Here is an 18,660-nt window from a genome sequence, read left to right as displayed (position 1 = left end):
ATGGGTTCGATGGTGTTGGCACACGATGCGGTTGCTGCGATCGACGGGATCAATGTCGGTCTCGATCGGTTGTTTGCGGCCGGGGTGGTGCCGATCGACGGCAAGGACGCCATCGTGTGGTTGCGTGAGCTCGAGGTGTTGCGCCGTCGGGTCGACGCTGCGGCCACCGGCCTGGTGGGTGCGATCGACCGTGACGGCCTGTACGTCGACGATGGGCACGCCTCGGCCACGGTGATGGCCAAACACCACGCCAAGCTGTCCGGTGGCGAGGCGGCAGCCCGTGAGAAGACTGCGCGGGCATGTCGTGACCTGCCGAAGTTGGCCGATGCTTGGGCCCATGGTGAGATCGGCACCGACCAGATGCACCTGCTGGGGCGGGTCCACGCCAACGAGCGTGTTGCGCCGGCCATGGAGGCCCGCCAGGATGAGTTCCTGGCTGACGCCGAAACGATGTCGGCGAAGCAGTTCGAGTCGAAAACCCGCCAGTGGGAGCGGTTGATCGACGAGGACGGCCCCGAACCGGCCAACGAACGCAACCACACAAACCGTGACGCCAAACTGGTCCCCAACCCGTGGGACGGCTCGTGGGACCTCACCGGGTTTTACGCGTCGCTGCAGGGCGCCGAGATGCGCGAGATCCTCGACCACTACGTCGATGCCGAGTTTCAAACCGACTGGAACCAGGCCAAGGCCATTCTCGGCGACGCCGTCACCAACGCCGACCTGGAGCGGACCGCACCCCAACGGCGCGCCGACGCGCTCCACCGGCTGTTCCAAGACGCAGCCGGCTCACCGGCCGGGGCCGTCCCTCCGGGGTTCGTCCACAACATTCACTGGTCGGCCGCGGCCTATCAAGAGATGCTCAGGGCGCTCGACGCCGACCGGGCCCCGAGGTTCGATCCGGACACGTTCATGTGTCGCACCGGTGACGGTCACGGCGTTGACCCGACCGAAGCGGCCACCAACAGCCTCGACGGTCTCGCCGCCCAGATCCGCCGCATGATCGTCGATGCCGCCGGTGTGGTCATCGACCTCGGCCGGGCCCGACGGTTCACCGGTTCGGCCCGCACAGCCGCCACCGCCGGGCACACCTGTTGTGTGTGGCCGGGCTGCACCGTCCCGGCCAGCGCCTGTGAGGTCGACCACCTCACCGAATACGGCCGTGGTGGCCCGACCAGTCCTTCCAACGCAGCCCCGCTGTGCGGCAAACACAACCGCTGGAAACAGAAGGGCTTCCAAATCCACCGAGACCCCACCGGCAACTGGCACACGATCCGGCCCGACGGATCACAGCTGGAATGACCGGGCTTCTCGGCGGCGCTGGCGACTAGATCGTGTCGTTGTACAGAGGCGGGCCGCCACCGTTGAGGTCGATGACCTTCAGACGATTGTTGCGCTTGACGTAGATCGACTTGTACACCTTCCGCCCGTCGGCGTCGGCGTACAGGATCACCCGCGTGTTCGGGTTATCGGTCTCGATCTCCGGGGTCAGGGAGTCGAGGTTGCCGATCGTGCTTTGGAGCACGGCGTACTCCTCGAAGCCGGCCAGTTCCGAGGCGGCGGGGGCGTCGGTCGGCGGGCTGGGGGTGGCCGTGGTCGGGCTGCTGGGCACGGTGGTGCTCGGCTCGCTCGTCTCGGGTGGCTCCGAAGTCGGGGCTGCGACGGTGGTCGTCGTGGCCTCGGCGGTCGTCGCGCTCACGGAGTCGCCCGTGCTGTCGGCCTCGTCGGAGCCGCCGCACGCGGCCAATCCGATCGACGCAACCAACGTGATCGAGAGTAAGTAGGGACGCAGTGGCTTCACGGATGGCTCCTCAGGGGAAAGGTGTGGGGAGGGCCGAAAGAGCCAGAGGGTCGAGGAGCGGTACCCACGCCTCGCCGGGACAAACGAAACCCCAGGTCTCCCGGAAGTCCGGTGTGACCTGGGGTCTCGGTTTTGTACGCCCCCCGGGACTCGAACCCGGAACCTACGGATTAAGAGTCCGACGCTCTAACCAATTGAGCTAGAGGCGCAAGACCGACCACTGTACAGCCCGAGCGCCACGCGCCACCAACGAAACTGTCGTGGCGAATGGCTCGTCGTCCACCGGCAGGCCGGGCGCGAAACGACCGCCCGACCCACAGGGCCGGGCGGTCGTCGGTGGGGTGAGCGAGGGGACTCGAACCCCCGGCCTCCAGGATCACAACCTGGCGCTCTAACCAGCTGAGCTACGCCCACCAAGTGGACCCAATGCTAGGCCCTGGGCCCGTCGGTGTGGAAGTTGGTTGCGCCAGTAGCGGGTCAGCCGGTGAACCTGGCGGCCAACGGGTCGGCCACATTGGCCGTCGACGGTCGACCGTTGTCTGGGGCTGGGTCGCTGTCTGTGGACGGGGCTGGCTCGATCTCCGGCGCTGGCGGTGCGCACGATTGCGGGACCTCCTCGGGCGTGAGGCACAGGGTGTGAGTCGAGCCGTCCTTGGGGACATCGACCGAGATGAGGTCCAGTCCGGGCGCCAGCCGCTCGACGGCGGGCTCCACCGTCGTCTCGTCGACATCCAGACGCCAGCCGTCGGGGTAGCGCTTGGCCGCCGGCACAACGATCTCGGTGGGGCCCGTCGCATCGTTGTCGGCGAAGGTGACCCGAAGGGTGCGCGTCGCCGGGTCGAAGTGGTGATCGTCGGGTGCGCCGGCGATCGCCCGGGCAAAGGGCTGGACGATCTGGTCGATCTGCTCGCGATCCTCACCCTCGGGCCCGAAGGTGCAGTATCCTTCACCGAAACAGCCGTTGAACTGGGCCCACCCGGAAGTGGTCGCCTCCATCGTCTCGAGCACCTCGGCGATGTAGCGGTCGATGCCGGGGTAGGGGGTGGGGACACCCCACTCACCCACCATCATCGGCACCGGATACGTGTCCGTATAGGTGGCGATTGCCGTCGCCCAACCTTCGAAGAAGTCTGGGTTGAAGCCGCTGGGGTCGCCGGAACCGTTGTAGATCTCGAACTCGATGTCGGTGTTGTACAAGTGAGGGAAAAACACCACCCGCTCGTCGTCGACCCGACCGAGCGACGTGGAGATGCCGAGTGAGGCCAGATTGGGGGCCTCGATGAACATCCAAGACCGAGCATCGACCGTGCGGATCGCGTCGGTGAGGCGTTGGTACATGGCGGTCAGTTGCACCGACTCGACCCGCTTGGCGGCCGTGAGCAGGTCCTCGCCTTCACGGATCTTCCCGAACGGTTCGTTCAGTAGGTCGTAACCGATCACGTTGGGGTGATCCGCGTACTCGGCGGCGACATGGGTCCATGCGTTGGCCTGGGCGGCACGGATTTCGGGATCCTCGTACAGGTTCTCCCAGGCCGCCTGCACGCCCGGCTGGAGGTAGTCGGTGAGGAAGCTGCCCGTGGGCTCGAAGGGCAGGCCGTCATCCTTGGTGGCCCACGGTGGGATGCCATGGCCGCCGAAGGCCGACCCGAATGTGTCCTGGTGGAAGCTGACGACCACCCAGATGCCGCGCTGCTCGGCCGCAGTGATCACGGCGTCGATGTCGTCGAGGTAGGCCTGATCGAAGTCGCCTTGCTGCGGCTCCAACTGTTCCCAGAAGAGCGACAGCCGCAGCAGGTTGAAGCCGCGAGCTGCGATGGCGTCCAGCACCTCATCGCGAGCGCCGTCTGCGGGATTGCCCGTCTTGATGTTGACACCCCGCAACTGCAGCGCCCGACCCTGGCTGTCGGCGATGTACTCGGATCCGTTGTTGCCGGTCACCTGGTCCCACGCATCCCAGGCGGGTTCGTCCTGGGCGCCGGCGGTGCCGATCGGGGCCAGCGCAAGCAGCGCAGCACACACTGTCGCCATCAGGCTCAGCCTGAGGTAGCGCTTCGTCGCGATCGTCGTCGACAGGGGCCCGCTCGCTTGAGACATGGTCGTGAGTTGCGCTTTCGCTCCGGAGTTCTCGCCGCCATCGGTGGCGACTTGAACGCTTTCTGTGTACGAATCGGCGCTGAGCATACTGGACTCGGCGCAAACGCCCACTGGGCGACGGACGCACCACCAGCGACGCAACGTTGCCGGATCGCCGATGGTCCGACGGGACCGGCATCGTGCCCACGTGGGGCTCGACCTCGGGTCAGCCCATAAAGTGCGTGGGTACCGGCGGCGCTGGGCCTATGCCCGTCGCCGATCCCGTGCTGGCCCCTGTAGCTCAATTGGATAGAGCATCGGACTTCTAATCCGACGGTTGCAGGTTCGAGTCCTGCCGGGGGCACTTCCAGAACCCGTGTGGGCAAAGGGATCTTGACGCACAAGGGGACTGGACCCACCAGGCCGTCGGAGTGTCAGCCCTGATTGGCCGGAGTTCCTCGCGCTCCCAGGGCCGTCGCAATTCCCGCGGTCCACCGTTCGATGTCCATCCAATCGCGGTGATCGCCATACGTCCCGCCACAGAGCCGAAGAAAGAGGTTGCCTGCCGCCGACCAGTGCGTCCGTTCAATCGCTCCGGCGAAGTATCGATGGTCACGGAGATCGATTGGGCGTTGGACCTCGGAGACGGTCGGTGGGACTTTCCGGCGTCGTCGCGCTATCCGGGCCAACCGTTCGCTGAGGAAGCTGGTCGTCTCCCCGATGGAACAAACGCTGAAGAGCCAGACAGGGCTCGCTAAGGCCTCAGCGTGCGCCCGCATGAATTCATCGCCGCTCGGAAGCCACTTCTGGTTGTGGATCGCGCTGCCGATGATCACCGCCTCGTAGGCGTTCACAGAATCGATCTCGTCCACTGGGTGCACGTCGACCTCGAAGCCCGCTGCTCTGAGGTGCTCACCCACCCTCGATGCAATGCCCTTCGTCGATCCGTAGGCGCTGGCGTAACCAACGAGCACCGTCATCATCAACCCCCGGACGAGTCAGACTCTTGCCAGTCTAGGCTGGAACCTGCCGCCGGGCAGGGCCGAGGGTCGCCGGGATTGAAGGCGCTCCTGCGAGGATCAGTGCGCTTTCCATCGGCCTTATCCGCTTCAAAGACCGGCCAGTTGCGACCCCGACCGTTGGTTGCACGGTGACCCGAAGGTGGCGAAGCGGGACACGTGGACCGTTCTACGGGTCATCCGCCTGATCCGTGCCGGGGGAGGGGACCTTGGCCCTCAGCCCGACGATCCGGTCGGCCCCACGCCGTACCCAGCCGACGATGGCCGAGGCCTCCGCCGGCGTGAGAAAGGCCAGATACGCAATGGTGACCGTGGCGGGAAACAGGCCGAGCCGCAACACGTAGCCCAGCGCCGCATGGAACCCCACGCCGAGCACGATGCCCCAGCGGCGGGTTCGTCGGTTGATCAACAGGATCGGGATGGCCACCTCGGTGGCGAGGGTGCCCCAGGTCATCAGGTTGTGGGCCGCCGACGAGGTCAGCATGAACTCTGGCACCCAGAAACGCCGCATCGACTGCAGGTTGAGCGCACGGACGGTCGCCGTTCCGCCGAGCCAGGTGCTGCCCTCCATCTTGTCCATGACGGTGACGATGTACATGGCGATGATCTGGATGCGGATGACCACGAGGCCCCATGGGGGGCCCGTCGGCGGCTCGCTCAGCCCGAGTCGACCCACCGCCGTGTTGAGCCCATCGGCAGGGGCGATCACGGCGTACAGGGCGATGAACAACAACAACAGGCGGAGGACGTCGTCGCCGCCGTTGAGCATCAGCGGCGCCGAGGCCATCAGGCTGGTCACCGCCACAAAAGCCACCGGTGCCGCCAGCCTGACAGCCACCCCGAGCGCCAACGCCAGGCCTCCGAGCACGGCCAGGCCCAGCACCACACCCACCGCTATGTCCCCGGTCCACCATCTGAAGACCGAGAACTGGCCGGCGCGGGGTCCCTGGGACGGCACGATCGAGGACGAGCCGTACAGGTCGGCGAGGTCGGGCAGCAACGTCAGCCCCCAGAACATGACCAAGGCGCCGACGCCGCTGCGCAGCAGCACCCAGTTGTCGAGCCGTTGGGTGCGAAGGAGCGGGTCGGTGACCGTACGGGCCAACCGCCGAGCGGGGTTGACGCGCCGGGCCTTCTGGGCCGTTCCGCCATCTCCCGGAGGATCGGTTGCCGCTGGCTCGATCGTCGGCGGGTCGGTTGTCGCCGGGTTGGTTGATGCCGGGTCGGTTGCTCGGGGCTCGGGCGGACTGGGCGTTGGATCGGTTTGCGGTGACCCGATGATCTCGGTCATTGGTCGGTCTTCTCGACCCGCCCGTCGGGGGAGGCGTCGGCGGGCTTTTCCTTGACCGCACCGGGAGCCTCCGGGTCGAGCACGACGTACTCGTTGGTCGGGATGTCCAAGCGGGCGAACGTAAATGCTCGTTCGGTGCCGGCGTCGTCCGGGTTGTCGGCCTCCCGGTCGATCCAGCGGCGGCGGAGCTCGATCTTCTGAGGATCGCGCCCCGATGCTTTCAACTGCGCCAGCGACCACTGGAGCACCTCCGGCCACCGTGTGGCCGCCGACGTTGGGGTCACCCGCTCCCGGACCTTGCGCCAGCGCTCCGACCGGGCGGTCGGCAGCCAGGCGGGCCCGCTCGGCAACGATTCGACGGTGACCTTCCCGTCGGCATCGGTGATGACGAAGTCGAGCTGCACATCGGTGGTTGGCGGGTCGGGCGCAAACAAGGCCCAGTTTTGGTTGAGGCTGACGGCGTCACCGGTGCTGTACACCCACTTCGGAATGTGCCGGGTGATCGGTGCGTCCGGCAAGGCGTAGATGACGATGAAAACGCCGGTGACGGCCACGACGGCAACGCCGAGCACCGACCGGAAGGCGTGCGCTGCCTTCCTGGCTCCTCTTCCCGCCTCGGGAGACGCCTCGCCCTCGGTGTCGGCGGTGCTGGCATCGCTGCAAACCGAGTCGGGCATCGCGCCACGCTACCGATTCCGCCGGGTTGGCGTGCCGAGGACCGGACGGGTCCGAGCGGTTACAGCCCGAGCGAACGCCCGATGATCTCCTTCATGATCTCGGTGGTACCGCCATAGATCGTGGTGACGCGGGCATCGGCGTAGGCCCGACCGATCGGGTACTCGGTCATGTAGCCGTACCCACCGTGGATTTGAATGGCATCGTAACAAACCCGCTCCGCCATGGAGCTGAACGCCTCGATCGACCACCCTGCCCTGCAACTCGGTACACCACCACTTGGCCATCGCGGCCTCTTCGACGGTCAGGCTGCCGGCGTTGAGTGCGACGATCGCCCGGTCGATGAACGCCTGGGCGACCTCAACCTCGGTGTGGCACTCGGCCAGCGTAAATCGGCTGTTCTGAAACGAGCCGATGTTCTGACCGAAGGCCTGACGTTCGCGGACGTAGTCGAGCGTCCAGCCGAGCGCTGCGCGAGCGGTTGCCACCCCGGTGACGGCGATGCTGAGGCGTTCCTGGGCCAGGTTGGACACCAGGTAGCTGAAGCCGGCCCCCTCCTCGCCCAGCAGGTTGTCGACCGGCACGGCGACGTCGTTGAAGAACAGCTCGGCGGTGTCCTGGCTGTGCATCCCGACCTTGTCCAGGTTGCGGCCGCGTTCGAAGCCCTCCATCCCCGCCTCGACCACCATGAGCGAGATCCCCCGGTGGCGCTGGGTCGGGTCGGTCTTGGCGGCGACGATCACCAGGTCGGCGTTGATGCCGTTGGTGATGAAGGTCTTGGAGCCGGAGAGCCGGTAATGGTCGCCGTCCCGGATGGCGGTGGTCGACATCGATGCCAGGTCGGAGCCGATGCCCGGCTCGGTCATCGCCACCGCTGTGATCAGCTCGCCCGAGGCGATCCCGGGCAGCCAACGCCGTCGTTGGGCCTCGCCGCAGTACGCAAGGAAATACGGCGTCGTGATGTCGTTGTGCAGGGTGAGGCCCAGGCCGGCCCCACCGATGCCCGCCGCCGCCAACTCCTCGGCGAGCACCACGTTGAAGCGGAAGTCGTCGCTGCCACCACCGCCGTACTCCTCGGGTACGGCCATGCCGACGAAACCGTGGGATCCGGCGTCGCTGAAGAGGCTGCGGGGCGCCAGGCCGTCCCGCTCCCAGTTGAGGTAGTGCGGGGTGACCTCGGCCGAGATCCAGTCGGCCACGCTGGCCCGAAACAGTTCGTGCTCGTCATCGAACAGGTCGCGATCCATGGCGCTCCTCGGGGGTCGGTACCGGCGGTGAGCGATTGCTCATCGGGGGTGGAACCGGTGGTGCGGAATCTAATGTGTCGTCATGGAACTGCCCCCCGGCTTCACCGCCCACGTCGGAAACATCGGTATTCGCGACGACACCACCGACTTTGCGGTGATTGCCTGCTCGGGGGTTGCCACCGCTGCGGCGCGTTTCACCCGCAGCCGCTTCGCCGGGCCGTCGGTGGAGGTCTCTCGTCGGGCGCTGGCCGATGAGCGGCTGCGGGCGGTGGTCGTCGTGTCGAAGAACGCCAACGTGGCCACCGGCGCTGCGGGTTTGGCCGATGCCGAGGAACTCGCGCAGCGGGTCGGGGACCTGGTCGAGGGGGAGCCCACCGACGTGCTGGTCACGTCGACCGGGGTGATCGGGCGGCCCTATCCCATGGACCGGGTGCGCCGTTACCTCGACGACCTCACCAGCCACGCCGGTCGGGCCGAGCGCTTTCCGGTCACCGACGCCGGCGCCGTCGCCGAGGCGATGATGACGACCGACACCGTTCCCAAGATGGCCGAGGCGCAGGTGGGCGACTGCCGGATCGTGGGCGTGGCCAAGGGTGTCGGCATGATCGAGCCGGACATGGCGACGATGTTGGCCTTCGTGTTCACCGACGCCGAGCTGCCCGCCGCCGAACTGGACCGCATGTTCGGCCGGGTGGTCGACCGCACGTTCAACTCGCTCTCGGTCGATACCGACACCTCGACATCCGACACGGCGGCGGTGCTCGCCTCCGGGCTTGGTGGCCCGGTCAATCCGGCGTCGTTCGAGGTCGGCCTGGAAGCGGTCTGTCTGGACCTGACCCGTCAGCTGGCCAGCGACGGGGAAGGGGCGCAAACGCTGATCGTCGTGCGGGTCGAGGGCGCCCGCGACGACGATCAGGCCCGGCGGGCGGCCAAGGCGGTGGTCAACTCGCCGTTGGTGAAGACCGCCGTGCACGGCGCCGACCCCAACTGGGGCCGGGTCGTGATGGCGATCGGCAAGCTGTCCGACGACAACGACATCGACCAGCGTGCGGTGTCGGTGCGCTTCGGCGAGGCCGAGGTGTACCCGAAGCCCCCGGACGACGTGGACCTGACCGCGCTGTCTGACTACATGGCCGGCGACGAGGTGCTGATCACCGTCGACCTGGCCATCGCCGACGGCGCCTGGGTGGTCTACGGCTGCGACCTGACCGACGGCTATGTCCGCATCAACGCCGACTACACGACTTGAGGGTCGTGCCGTCGACGCGGAGAGAGCGGGTGACGAGAATCGAACTCGCATAACCAGTTTGGAAGACTGGGACTCTAGCCATTGAGCTACACCCGCAAGGCCCACGATCCTAGCCCAGCTGGCGGACGCCCAGGTAAGCGTGGGAGACGCGTCGACGGCCCTTCCCCCCACCTCTGGGGGACCAAACATCGCACGCTCACATGTGTTGGTCGGGACGGGGAGATTTGAACTCCCGACCCCCTGCTCCCAAAGCAGGTGCGCTACCAGGCTGCGCCACGTCCCGTCGACAGGGCCGACCTTGGACACACTATCGGAGCGGCCCGAGGCGCCCCGGCAGCGGATCGCCCGGTCGGGCAGACTGGAATCGTGAGTGACTTCCTGGCCATGTTTGGCGTGCTGCTCGTAGCGGCCGCCCCGCTGGCGCTGTCGGTGTTCGCCCTCTTGGACGCGGCTCGACGACCGGCGTGGGCCTGGTCGCTGGCCGAACGCCCACAGGCGATGTGGATGGCGATGATCCTCCTCGGGACCTTCCTGTCGGTGCTCGGGGTCGGGCTCTCGCTGTGGTACCTGCTGAAGGTTCGGCCGGTGATCTCGGCGGTGGAGAATGGCGTGATCCCGCCGTCCCGTTCGGAGTCCCGGCCAATTGACCCCTAGGATGCCCGACCAATGAAGTCTGTCGTAGAGCCTCTCGAAGGCAACAAGGTCAAGGTCCGCATCGAACTCGAGGACGCGGAGTTCGATTCCGCACTCGATGAAGCCTGGGTAAAGATCGCCAAAGAGGCGCGCTTGCCCGGCTTCCGTCAAGGCAAGGTGCCCAAACAGGTGGTGAAGAGCCGCGTCGACGCCGGCTATGCCCGGGGCGAAGCGATCCAGGTGGCCGTTCCGCGCGCCTATGACGAGGCGATCCGCGAGCTCGAGGTCGATGCGATCGATCAGCCCGACATCGAGCTGGACGAGGGCGCCGAAGAGGGTCCTGTCGTCTTCACCGCCATCGTCGAGGTTCGGCCCGAACTCACCATCGAGGGCTATGGAAGCCTCGAGGTGAGCATCGTCAACCCGCATGCGGGTGACGATGAGGTCGCGGACCAGATCGACAAGCTCCGCACCCAGTTCGGCGAGCTGGTCGATGCTGAGCGTCCGGTGGAGGACGACGACTACGTCACCCTCAACCTGGTGGGTAGTCGGGACGGCGAGGAAATCGCCGGCATGACCGCCGAGAACTACCTGTACCAGGTGGGTTCGGGCGGTGTGGTCCCCGAGCTGGACACCAACCTCATCGGGTTGGAGAACGGCGAGACGACCACGTTCGAGGCGGCTGATCCGGCCGCACCGGTCGAGTCTGACGACGACGCCGATTCGGACGAGCCGGATGCAGCCGAGCCGCCGACGATCACCTTCGAGGTGGAGGTGCTCGGCGTCCAGGAGCGTCAGTTGCCCGATCTGACCGATGAGTGGGTGGCCGATGCCACCGAGTTCGAGACCGTGGCCGAGCTGCGCGACGACTTTGTCGAGAAGTTGAGCGCTCAGCAGCGGGAGCGGGCCCAGAACGAGGTCCGCAACGAGCTGGCGACCGCACTGGTCGACCTGGTGACCGAGGACGTCCCCGAGGCGTTGGTCCAGTCCGGTGCTCAGGAGCAGCTGGAATCGATGGCCCGCACCTTGTCCCAGTCGGGCATCGAGCTCGGCCAGTACCTGCAGATGACCGGGCAGGAGCCCGATGCCTTCCGCGCTCAGCTCACCCAGGAGGGCGAGCGACAGGCGAAGGTCGATCTTGCTTTGCGTGCGGTCGCAGCCGATCAGGGCCTGAAGCCGACCGATGACGAGCTCGACGAGGAGCTGGCCCACTTGGCCTTCCACGCCGAGGTGGACATCGAGGTCGCCCGCACCAACCTGGCCTCCAACGGCCAGATGCCGGCGCTCCGTGCGGACCTGGCCAAGCGCAAGGCGATGGACTGGTTGATCGACACCGCCACGATCACCGATCCATCCGGCGCGCCGGTCGATCCGGAACTGCTCAAGCTGGATCCCCACGATCACGGTGACGACCACGGCGATCACGCGGGTGACGAGGCAGCGACGGGGGACGCGCCCGACACTGGTCAGCCGGTCGACGCCGACAGCGCCGACGGCGACACCGATTCGAGCGACCCCGAAGCTGAGGCCTAGATGACCCTGCACCTGCCCCCGACCGCCAGCGTGAACCAGCCCGCCGACGGCCTGGCCTCGCTGAGCGCCACCAACTACATGGTGCCCAACGTGATCGAGCAGACCTCGCGGGGGGAGCGCTACAGCGACCTGTACTCGCGGCTGCTGCGGGAGAACATCATCTTCCTGTCGACACCGATCGACGACACGGTCGCCAACCTGGTGTGCGCCCAGCTGTTGTTCCTCGAGGGTGAAGATCCCGATAAGGACATCAACCTGTACATCAACTCGCCGGGCGGCGACATCAATGCCCTGTTCGCGATCTACGACACGATGCAGTACATCCGGCCGGAGATCAACACGATCTGCCTCGGTCAGGCGGCCTCGGCGGCCGCCGTGCTGCTGGCGGCCGGCACCAAGGGCAAGCGCCTGGCGTTGCCCCACGCCCGGGTGCTGATCCACCAGCCCCACGGGCAGTCGGGTTATGCCCAGGCCTCCGACATCGAGATTGCCGCCAGGGAGATCATGCGCCTGAAGCAGGCGCTCGAGGAGGTGCTGGCCGAGCACACCGGCCAGGACCTGGCCAGGATCGCCGCCGATACCGAGCGCGACTTCATCATGACCGCCCAGGAAGCGAAGGACTACGGCGTGATCGACGAGGTCATCGACATCCGCAGCGGCGAGCGCACCGACGGGCCGATCGCCCCACCGAAGTAGTCGGCCGGACGACCGCGGCGGTGGCGGCGCGCATTCCGTTCGGCCGCCGTCGGCCATCCGGGACTCCGTGGCCGGGGCGGTGCCCTAGGATGTTGACCAGAAGAGCGGGGGACCCGCTGGTCGGGCCGCTATGCGACGCGTCGCGGCACCAGGTCGTGGCCGAAGTGGGCGGCGAGTGTCACCGGCAACGGTCCCCGAAGCACGATGGCCGGCCGCCTACGCTGGCCAGCCCAGCCGACCGATCAGGGAGAGGCCAGCAACGTGGCTAAGTTCGACGGAGGAAGCGAACTCCTCAAGTGCTCATTCTGCGGCAAGTCCCAGAAGCAGGTGAAAAAGTTGATCGCCGGGCCCGGCGTCTACATCTGTGACGAGTGCATCGAGCTGTGCAACGAGATCATCGAGGAGGAACTGGCCGAGGGTTCCGAGTTCACGCTGGAGCACCTGCCCAAGCCCAAGGAGATCTCGGCGTTCCTCGACGAGTACATCATCGGTCAGGAGCAGGCCAAGAAGGTCTTCAGCGTCGCGGTCTACAACCATTACAAGCGGGTGAAGCACGCCCAGAAGACCGGACGCGACGACGTCGAGCTGTCGAAGAGCAACCTGTTGCTGCTCGGCCCGACCGGCTGCGGCAAGACGCTGATGGCCCAGACGTTGGCCCGCATGCTGAACGTGCCGTTCGCCGTCGCCGACGCCACCAGCCTGACCGAGGCCGGCTACGTGGGCGAGGATGTTGAAAACATCCTGTTGAAGCTGTTGCAGGCCGCCGACTTCGACGTGAAGAAGGCCGAGACCGGCATCATCTACATCGACGAGATCGACAAGGTGGCCCGCAAGGCCGAGAACCCGTCGATCACGCGCGACGTGTCCGGCGAAGGCGTCCAGCAGGCGTTGCTGAAGATCATCGAGGGCACGGTGGCCTCGGTGCCGCCCCAGGGCGGTCGCAAGCACCCCCACCAGGAGTTCATCCAGATCGACACGTCCAACGTGTTGTTCGTGTGCGCCGGAGCGTTCGCCGGCCTCGAGGGAATCATCGAAAACCGGGTGGGCAAGAAGTCGATGGGCTTCGGCGCCGAGGTGCGCACGCTGCACGAGCGCGATGAGGGTGCGTTGTTCCGCAACGTGATGCCCGAGGACCTGCTGAAGTTCGGGCTGATCCCCGAGTTCGTTGGCCGTCTGCCGGTGATCGGCGTGGTCGACGGCTTGGACCGTGAGGCCCTGACCTCGATCCTTACCGAGCCCAAGAACGCCCTGGTCGCCCAGTTTCAGCGCATGTTCGAGCTCGACGACGTCGAGCTGGAGTTCAGCCCCGAGGCCCTCGACGCGATTGCGGATCTGGCCCTGGCTCGCGGCACCGGTGCCCGCGGCCTGCGGGCGCTGATGGAGGAAGTGCTCCTCGGCGTGATGTACGACCTGCCCGGTCGCAGCGACGTCGGCAAGGTCGTGATCGACGATGCGGTCGTGCTCGACAAGGTGAACCCGACGCTCGTGTTGCGCAAGGAGATGGCGCGCACCACCCGACCCCGTCGGGCCGCCTCCTGAGCCGCTCGGGCCGACGCGTGCCCAAGGGCGGGCCGGCCGGCGTCGGCCTGGGCGACCCGTACCGTTGGCTCGACGGCCTGGTCGATCACGAGACCTCCTCGCCGGGCATCGCCGAGGGCAGGCTTCGACCCGGGGGGCCTCCGGTCGCAGGATCGGGCGGCGCCGACGACGCGCTCGATCCGATGCGTCGCCTGTGCGCGCTGCTCGGGGATCCCCAACGTGCGGCACCGGTGATCATGATCACCGGCACCAACGGCAAGGGCACGGTCGCCACGCTGCTGACCCGACTGTTGATGGCCTCGGGGCTGACCGTGGGCACGACCACCTCGCCGGACCTGGGCTCGGTGCTCGAGCGGGTGGCGATCGATGACGAGCCGGTCGAGGTCGAGACGCTTGGCGAGGCGCTGGCGGCCGTCTCCTTGGCCGCCCGCTCGATGGACGCGCCGCCCACCCGGTTCGAGGCGCTGATCGCTGCGGCCTATCGAACCTTCGCCGACGCGGCCGTCGAGGCCGTCGTTGTCGAAGTGGGCATGTTGGGTCGCGACGACGCCACCAACGTGGCCGACGCCGTCGTGGCGGTCGTGACCAACATCGGACGGGATCATCACCCCGGCGGTGCGGGCTGGGAGCAGGCGGTGGCCACCGCCAAGGCGGGCATCGTCCGCCCCGACGCCACCCTGGTGCTCGGGCCGATGAGCGACGACTTGGCTGCGGTGATCGAGGCCGAGGGTCCGGCGCGAACCGTCCGGGTGGGCGACGGCCTGAGCGTCGACAGCGACCTGGTGGCCATCGGAGGGCACCAGACGGAGTTGCGCACCGAGTGGGGAATCCACCCGGAGGTGTTCGTACCGGCCTTCGGGTCGTGGGTGGCCGGTGCAGCGTTGCTCGCCGTCGCCGCAGCCGAGGCCTTCTTCGACCGGGCGGTGGCCGACGAGGTGATCGACGAGGCGTTCGCCGGCGTCAAACTTCGGGGTCGGGCCGAGGTGATCTCCCATCAACCCCTCGTGATCCTCGACGCGGCCCACAACCCGGACGCAGCGCAGGCCCTCGGCGAAACGCTGAGCGATGAGTTTGACGTCATCGGGGCGAGGCTGGCCGTCGTGGGTTTGCTCGCCGGCCGGGATCCCCTCGCCTACGCCCAGGCCCTGCTCGGGGCCCGTCTCGACTCGGTGATCATCACGCAACCGCCCTCGCCGAGGGCGGCCGAACTTGCCCCGGTGGTCGAGGCGTTCACTTCGGCCGGCCTCTCGGTCGAGTCGGTGGCCGACCCGGAGACGGCGCTGGCCAGGGCGATGCGCCACACCGATGAGGAGGACCTGCTGGTCGTCGCCGGTTCGATGACGCTGTTGCCCCTGGCGCGCGACGTGATCGAGGCGATCCTCGAGGTGGCCGCCGACGCCGTCGAGCCTGAGTTCCACGAGCCGGACTGACGTCCTCGGTTGGGGACCGACCTCATCGGGTCAACTATCGTCGGGCGCCGTGAACCGCACCCTGATCATCTGTAAGCCCGATGCCGTCGAACGCAATCTCGTGGGGGAGATACTGCGTCGATTCGAAGCGAAGGGCCTGAGCCTCGTGGCCGCCGAGCTGCGCACCGTCGACGTCGCCACCTCGCGGCAGCACTACGCCGAGCACGTCGACAAGCCCTTCTACGGCGAGCTGGAGGAGTTCATCACGCGGGGGCCGAGCCTGCTCGGCGTGCTCGAGGGCACCGATGACACGTGGTCGATGGTTCGCTCGATGATGGGGGCCACCAACCCGGCTGAGGCTGCGCCCGGCACGATCCGCGGCGACCTGGCGACGTTGTTCACCGAGAACCTGATCCACGGTTCGGACTCGGCCGAGTCGGCCGAGCGGGAGATCGGGATCTTCTTTCCCGACCTGTAGCCAGGACCAGCGGGCGGGTCGGCGCTGACTGGCCGTCGGCAGGGATTCCTCGAAAAGACCTGCCCCCGCCCTAGACCTGCGGAACGTCAGGCCGTAACATTGAGTTTTGGTTACGAGATGTCGCTTGTGTCGTAACAAAAGCCATCAAAACACCCCGAAAAAAATGCACCCGCCGATCGTTCGCTGTCGTCGGTCTGGTCTAGTGTTGGTCCGTTGACCGGCTCTGACCGGCGCCGGCGAGGCAGAGGTATTCCCATGTCCATGCGCAACACCTTCTCGATGGGCCGAGATCTCGCGATCGACCTCGGCACGGCCAACACGTTGGTGTATGTCCGGGGTGAAGGCATCGTCCTGTCCGAACCCTCCGTGGTGGCGGTCAACACCATCGATGGTTCGCCGCTGGCGGTCGGCCACGAGGCCAAGAAGATGATCGGCCGCACCCCGAGCCACATCCAGGCAATCCGTCCGCTGAAGGACGGCGTGATCTCCGACTTCGAGATCTGCGAAAAGATGCTGCGCTACTTCATCCAGAAGGTGCATAAAGGTCGCTTCGCCAAGCCCCGCATGGTGATCTGCGTTCCCGGCGGGGTCACCGGGGTGGAGCAGCGGGCGGTCAAGGAGGCCGCCGAGCGCGCCGGGGCCCGCAAGCCGGTGTACATCATCGAGGAACCGGTCGCCGCCGCCATCGGTGCCGGCCTGCCCATTCACGAGCCCCGCGGCAACATGATCGTCGACATCGGCGGTGGCACCACCGAAGTGGCGGTCATCTCGTTGGGCGGCGTTGTCGCCAGCCAGTCGGTCCGCGTCGGGGGCGACGAACTCGACGATGCCATCATCCAGTACGTCAAGAAGGAATACAGCCTGGCCCTGGGCGAGCGTTCGGCCGAGGAGATCAAGATCAAGCTGGGCTCCGCCAACGCGATGGAAGAAGAGATCTACGCCGAGATTCGCGGCCGGGATCTGGTGTCCGGGCTGCCCAAGACCGTCGTCACCTCGACCAAGGAGGTGCGCGAAGCGATCGCCGAGCAGGTGTCGGCCATCGTCGACGCGGTGAAGGTCACATTGGACAAGACGCCGCCCGAGCTCTCCGCCGACATCATGGATCAAGGGATCGTGCTGTCCGGCGGTGGCGCCTACCTGCGCGGGCTCGATGTGAGGCTGGCCAACGAAACCGGCATGCCGGTCAACCTGGCGGCCTACCCGCTGGACGCGGTGGCCTTGGGATCGGGCCAGTCGCTGGAGGCGTTCGACGCCTACGGCACGGTCCTGATGACCGACCCCGAGTAGTACGGGAGTCGCCGTGGGATCCTTCGATCGTCGAACGCGCCTGCGCCTCACCATCTCGGTGGTCGTGCTGGCCTCGATCACGCTGATCACCCTCGACGGGCGCGATGTCGGGGTGATCGAGACGACCAAGTCGGCGATGGGCGATGGGCTCACCGGCGGCGACGGCGCGCTCGGCTCGCTGACCCGTCCCTTCCGCAACATGTGGCACGGGATCTCGGAGTACGACGAGCTCAAGGAGGAGAACGGCAGGCTGCGCGAGGAACTGGCCGCTCAGAAGAACCAGGGCCGGGACGAGGCGCTGGCGTCGCGCAAGCTGACCGAGCTGGCCGACCTGGTCGGGGTCACGTTCACCGCCGACTACGACACCGTCGTGGCCCGCCGGACGTCCGGGCCGAACAGCAACTGGGATTCCAACACCGCGTACCTCGACGTCGGCCGAGCGGACGGGGTGACCGAGGGCATGCCCGTCGTCAACGCCGACGGTCTGCTCGGCCAAGTGGAGAAGGCCTACGAGACCCGCTCACAGATCCGCCTGATCACCGAGGTGGACCTGCGCTTCAGCGTCCGCATCGGCGATCAAGGCCTGCCCGGCGTGGGCCACGGCGTTGGCACCTTTGACCGGCCGTGGGTGATCGACTCGGCGGTCGACCTCGGAGCGGACGTGTCGCTGGGCCAGCAGGTCGTCACCTCCGGTGTGGCCGACAGCCGCTTTCCCGCCGATCTGCCGGTGGGTACGGTCGGTCGAATCCAGGCCGACGACGCCCGCAAGCTGACCCGGCTGGACGTGAACCTGGCGGCGGACTTTGCCACCTTCGACTTCGTCCAGGTGATCAAGTGGACCCCGGACGGTCCTCGGCCCGACACCACGCCCGAGGCGGACAAGTCGGACGCAGGCGGCACCGGCGATGGAACCACCGGCGATGGAGAGTCGTCGACCCCGACCACCGAGGCCGGGCGTCCCAGCGCCGACCCCTTCGACCCGGGCGATAGCGACGTGGGGATCAACCCGGGGTCCTCGACGACCACGGCCGATCCGACCAAATCGGGTGCGAACTCGACGACCGGTGCCGGTGGGAACCCCGTTGGCCCCTAGCAACCGCTGCGGTCATCGATGAGCTGGATGGCGCGGGGGCGGTACGCCCTGGTGCTGGCGAGCGTGATCATCCTCCAGCTGGGGGTGTTTTCCGACCTGCGCCTGGGCGGCGTCCACCCTGACGTCACCCTGTTGATCGCCGTCGTGGCGGGCCTGGTCGCCGGCCCCCGGCGTGGCGTGGTCATCGGGTTCTGGGCTGGGCTGCTGATCGACCCGGTGCTGCCAACCCCGCTCGGCATGACCGCCCTGGTGTGGGCCATGGTCGGCTTCATGGCGGGGATGGCCGAGGAGATGATCAACAGCCACACCCCGCTGGGATTGTCCCTGTTCGTCCTCGGAGGTTCGGCCGGAGGCTCGCTGCTCTACGCGGTGGTCGGACAGCTCTTCGGCGCAGAGACGCTCTCCGGTTCCGACGTCGGGCGCATCGTCGGCCTGATCTCGGCGACCAACGCGTTGCTGGCATTGCCGACGATCGCCGTCATCGAGTGGGCCGAGGACGGCCGCTCGAACATCGCCCGTTAGCGCTGGCGCCCCAACCCCCACGATCGACGGGGGCGACCGACGATGACGAGGTGACGAACGCGACATGTTGAGATCCACAGTTTTGCACCGGGCGCGGTCCGCTCCGACACCGGGG

General features: G+C 67.2%; 16 protein-coding genes, 5 tRNA genes and 1 pseudogene. 12 read left to right on the top strand and 10 right to left on the bottom strand.

What is annotated here, in order from left to right; genetic code table 11:
• Positions 1 to 1,302: an HNH endonuclease signature motif containing protein gene (locus tag PKD89_RS15385; RefSeq protein ID WP_324332522.1), complete on the top strand. Its 1,302-nt coding sequence runs from the start codon at positions 1 to 3 to the stop codon at positions 1,300 to 1,302.
• A 25-nt stretch (positions 1,303 to 1,327) separates the two neighbouring features.
• Here the strand turns inward: PKD89_RS15385 and PKD89_RS15380 are convergent, their stop codons facing one another.
• From PKD89_RS15380 to PKD89_RS15365, 4 genes are all read right to left on the bottom strand, one after another.
• Positions 1,328 to 1,801 (bottom strand): hypothetical protein, encoded by a 474-nt coding sequence (locus PKD89_RS15380; protein ID WP_289011142.1) that lies wholly within the window; start codon positions 1,799 to 1,801, stop codon positions 1,328 to 1,330.
• A gap of 135 nt (positions 1,802 to 1,936) precedes the next feature.
• Positions 1,937 to 2,010: transfer RNA gene (locus PKD89_RS15375), tRNA-Lys, on the bottom strand.
• A 128-nt stretch (positions 2,011 to 2,138) separates the two neighbouring features.
• Positions 2,139 to 2,215, bottom strand: a tRNA-His gene (locus PKD89_RS15370).
• 63 nt (positions 2,216 to 2,278) lie between these two features.
• A complete protein-coding gene (locus PKD89_RS15365) occupies positions 2,279 to 3,829 on the bottom strand; it encodes a cellulase family glycosylhydrolase (protein WP_289011141.1) in 1,551 nt (516 codons plus the stop codon).
• A gap of 335 nt (positions 3,830 to 4,164) precedes the next feature.
• On the opposite strand from PKD89_RS15365, the gene PKD89_RS15360 reads away from it, so the two are divergent.
• Positions 4,165 to 4,238 (top strand) — tRNA-Arg (locus tag PKD89_RS15360).
• Positions 4,239 to 4,308: 70 nt separating this feature from the next.
• On the opposite strand, the gene PKD89_RS15355 is transcribed toward PKD89_RS15360, so the two are convergent.
• From PKD89_RS15355 to PKD89_RS15335, 4 genes and pseudogenes are all read right to left on the bottom strand, one after another.
• Complete coding sequence (locus PKD89_RS15355) at positions 4,309 to 4,854, bottom strand: flavodoxin domain-containing protein (RefSeq protein ID WP_287374376.1); 546 nt, start codon at positions 4,852 to 4,854, stop codon at positions 4,309 to 4,311.
• 208 nt (positions 4,855 to 5,062) lie between these two features.
• Positions 5,063 to 6,184 (bottom strand): HTTM domain-containing protein, encoded by a 1,122-nt coding sequence (locus tag PKD89_RS15350; protein ID WP_289011139.1) that lies wholly within the window; start codon positions 6,182 to 6,184, stop codon positions 5,063 to 5,065.
• Positions 6,181 to 6,861: a hypothetical protein gene (locus PKD89_RS15345; RefSeq protein WP_287374374.1), complete on the bottom strand. Its 681-nt coding sequence runs from the start codon at positions 6,859 to 6,861 to the stop codon at positions 6,181 to 6,183. The genes PKD89_RS15350 and PKD89_RS15345 overlap by 4 nt, the downstream gene beginning before the upstream one ends.
• Positions 6,862 to 6,920: 59 nt before the next feature.
• Positions 6,921 to 8,106 (bottom strand): annotated as a pseudogene (locus PKD89_RS15335) (acyl-CoA dehydrogenase family protein).
• An 82-nt stretch (positions 8,107 to 8,188) separates the two neighbouring features.
• Here PKD89_RS15335 and argJ point away from each other — a divergent pair.
• A complete protein-coding gene (gene argJ, locus PKD89_RS15330; RefSeq protein WP_287374372.1) occupies positions 8,189 to 9,355 on the top strand; it encodes a bifunctional glutamate N-acetyltransferase/amino-acid acetyltransferase ArgJ in 1,167 nt (388 codons plus the stop codon).
• Positions 9,356 to 9,379: 24 nt separating this feature from the next.
• Here the strand turns inward: argJ and PKD89_RS15325 are convergent.
• Positions 9,380 to 9,451 (bottom strand) — tRNA-Gly (locus PKD89_RS15325).
• A 110-nt stretch (positions 9,452 to 9,561) separates the two neighbouring features.
• Positions 9,562 to 9,638 (bottom strand) — tRNA-Pro (locus PKD89_RS15320).
• An 83-nt stretch (positions 9,639 to 9,721) separates the two neighbouring features.
• On the opposite strand from PKD89_RS15320, the gene PKD89_RS15315 reads away from it, so the two are divergent.
• The 9 genes from PKD89_RS15315 to mreD all read left to right on the top strand — a co-directional run bounded on the left by PKD89_RS15315 (position 9,722) and on the right by mreD (position 18,545).
• Positions 9,722 to 10,009 carry a hypothetical protein gene (locus tag PKD89_RS15315; RefSeq protein ID WP_287392813.1) on the top strand — a complete coding sequence of 96 codons (288 nt, stop codon included), beginning with the start codon at positions 9,722 to 9,724 and terminating at the stop codon, positions 10,007 to 10,009.
• Between the two features lie 12 nt (positions 10,010 to 10,021).
• Complete coding sequence (gene tig, locus PKD89_RS15310; protein WP_289011137.1) at positions 10,022 to 11,521, top strand: trigger factor; 1,500 nt, start codon at positions 10,022 to 10,024, stop codon at positions 11,519 to 11,521.
• Positions 11,522 to 11,599: 78 nt separating this feature from the next.
• Positions 11,600 to 12,217 carry an ATP-dependent Clp protease proteolytic subunit gene (locus tag PKD89_RS15305; protein ID WP_320412764.1) on the top strand — a complete coding sequence of 206 codons (618 nt, stop codon included), beginning with the start codon at positions 11,600 to 11,602 and terminating at the stop codon, positions 12,215 to 12,217.
• A 261-nt stretch (positions 12,218 to 12,478) separates the two neighbouring features.
• On the top strand, positions 12,479 to 13,756 hold the full coding sequence (gene clpX, locus PKD89_RS15300; protein ID WP_287374368.1) for an ATP-dependent Clp protease ATP-binding subunit ClpX: 1,278 nt from the start codon (positions 12,479 to 12,481) through the stop codon (positions 13,754 to 13,756).
• Positions 13,757 to 13,773: 17 nt separating this feature from the next.
• On the top strand, positions 13,774 to 15,186 hold the full coding sequence (locus PKD89_RS15295) for a bifunctional folylpolyglutamate synthase/dihydrofolate synthase (RefSeq protein WP_287392809.1): 1,413 nt from the start codon (positions 13,774 to 13,776) through the stop codon (positions 15,184 to 15,186).
• A gap of 49 nt (positions 15,187 to 15,235) precedes the next feature.
• Complete coding sequence (gene ndk / locus PKD89_RS15290) at positions 15,236 to 15,643, top strand: nucleoside-diphosphate kinase (RefSeq protein WP_287392807.1); 408 nt, start codon at positions 15,236 to 15,238, stop codon at positions 15,641 to 15,643.
• A gap of 261 nt (positions 15,644 to 15,904) precedes the next feature.
• The gene (locus PKD89_RS15285; protein ID WP_349257362.1) at positions 15,905 to 16,930 is read left to right on the top strand and encodes a rod shape-determining protein; all 1,026 of its coding nucleotides are present in this window, start codon (positions 15,905 to 15,907) and stop codon (positions 16,928 to 16,930) included.
• Between the two features lie 13 nt (positions 16,931 to 16,943).
• Positions 16,944 to 18,023 carry a rod shape-determining protein MreC gene (gene mreC / locus PKD89_RS15280; RefSeq protein ID WP_289011136.1) on the top strand — a complete coding sequence of 360 codons (1,080 nt, stop codon included), beginning with the start codon at positions 16,944 to 16,946 and terminating at the stop codon, positions 18,021 to 18,023.
• A 27-nt stretch (positions 18,024 to 18,050) separates the two neighbouring features.
• The gene (mreD, locus tag PKD89_RS15275) at positions 18,051 to 18,545 is read left to right on the top strand and encodes a rod shape-determining protein MreD (protein WP_287374363.1); all 495 of its coding nucleotides are present in this window, start codon (positions 18,051 to 18,053) and stop codon (positions 18,543 to 18,545) included.
• Positions 18,546 to 18,660 lie beyond the last annotated feature (115 nt).

Origin of the sequence: Candidatus Neomicrothrix sp. (assembly GCF_035329545.1) — a bacterium.
Classification (GTDB): Bacteria; Actinomycetota; Acidimicrobiia; order Acidimicrobiales; family Microtrichaceae; genus Microthrix; species Microthrix subdominans.
This window is presented reverse-complemented; position numbering and strand designations above follow the sequence as displayed.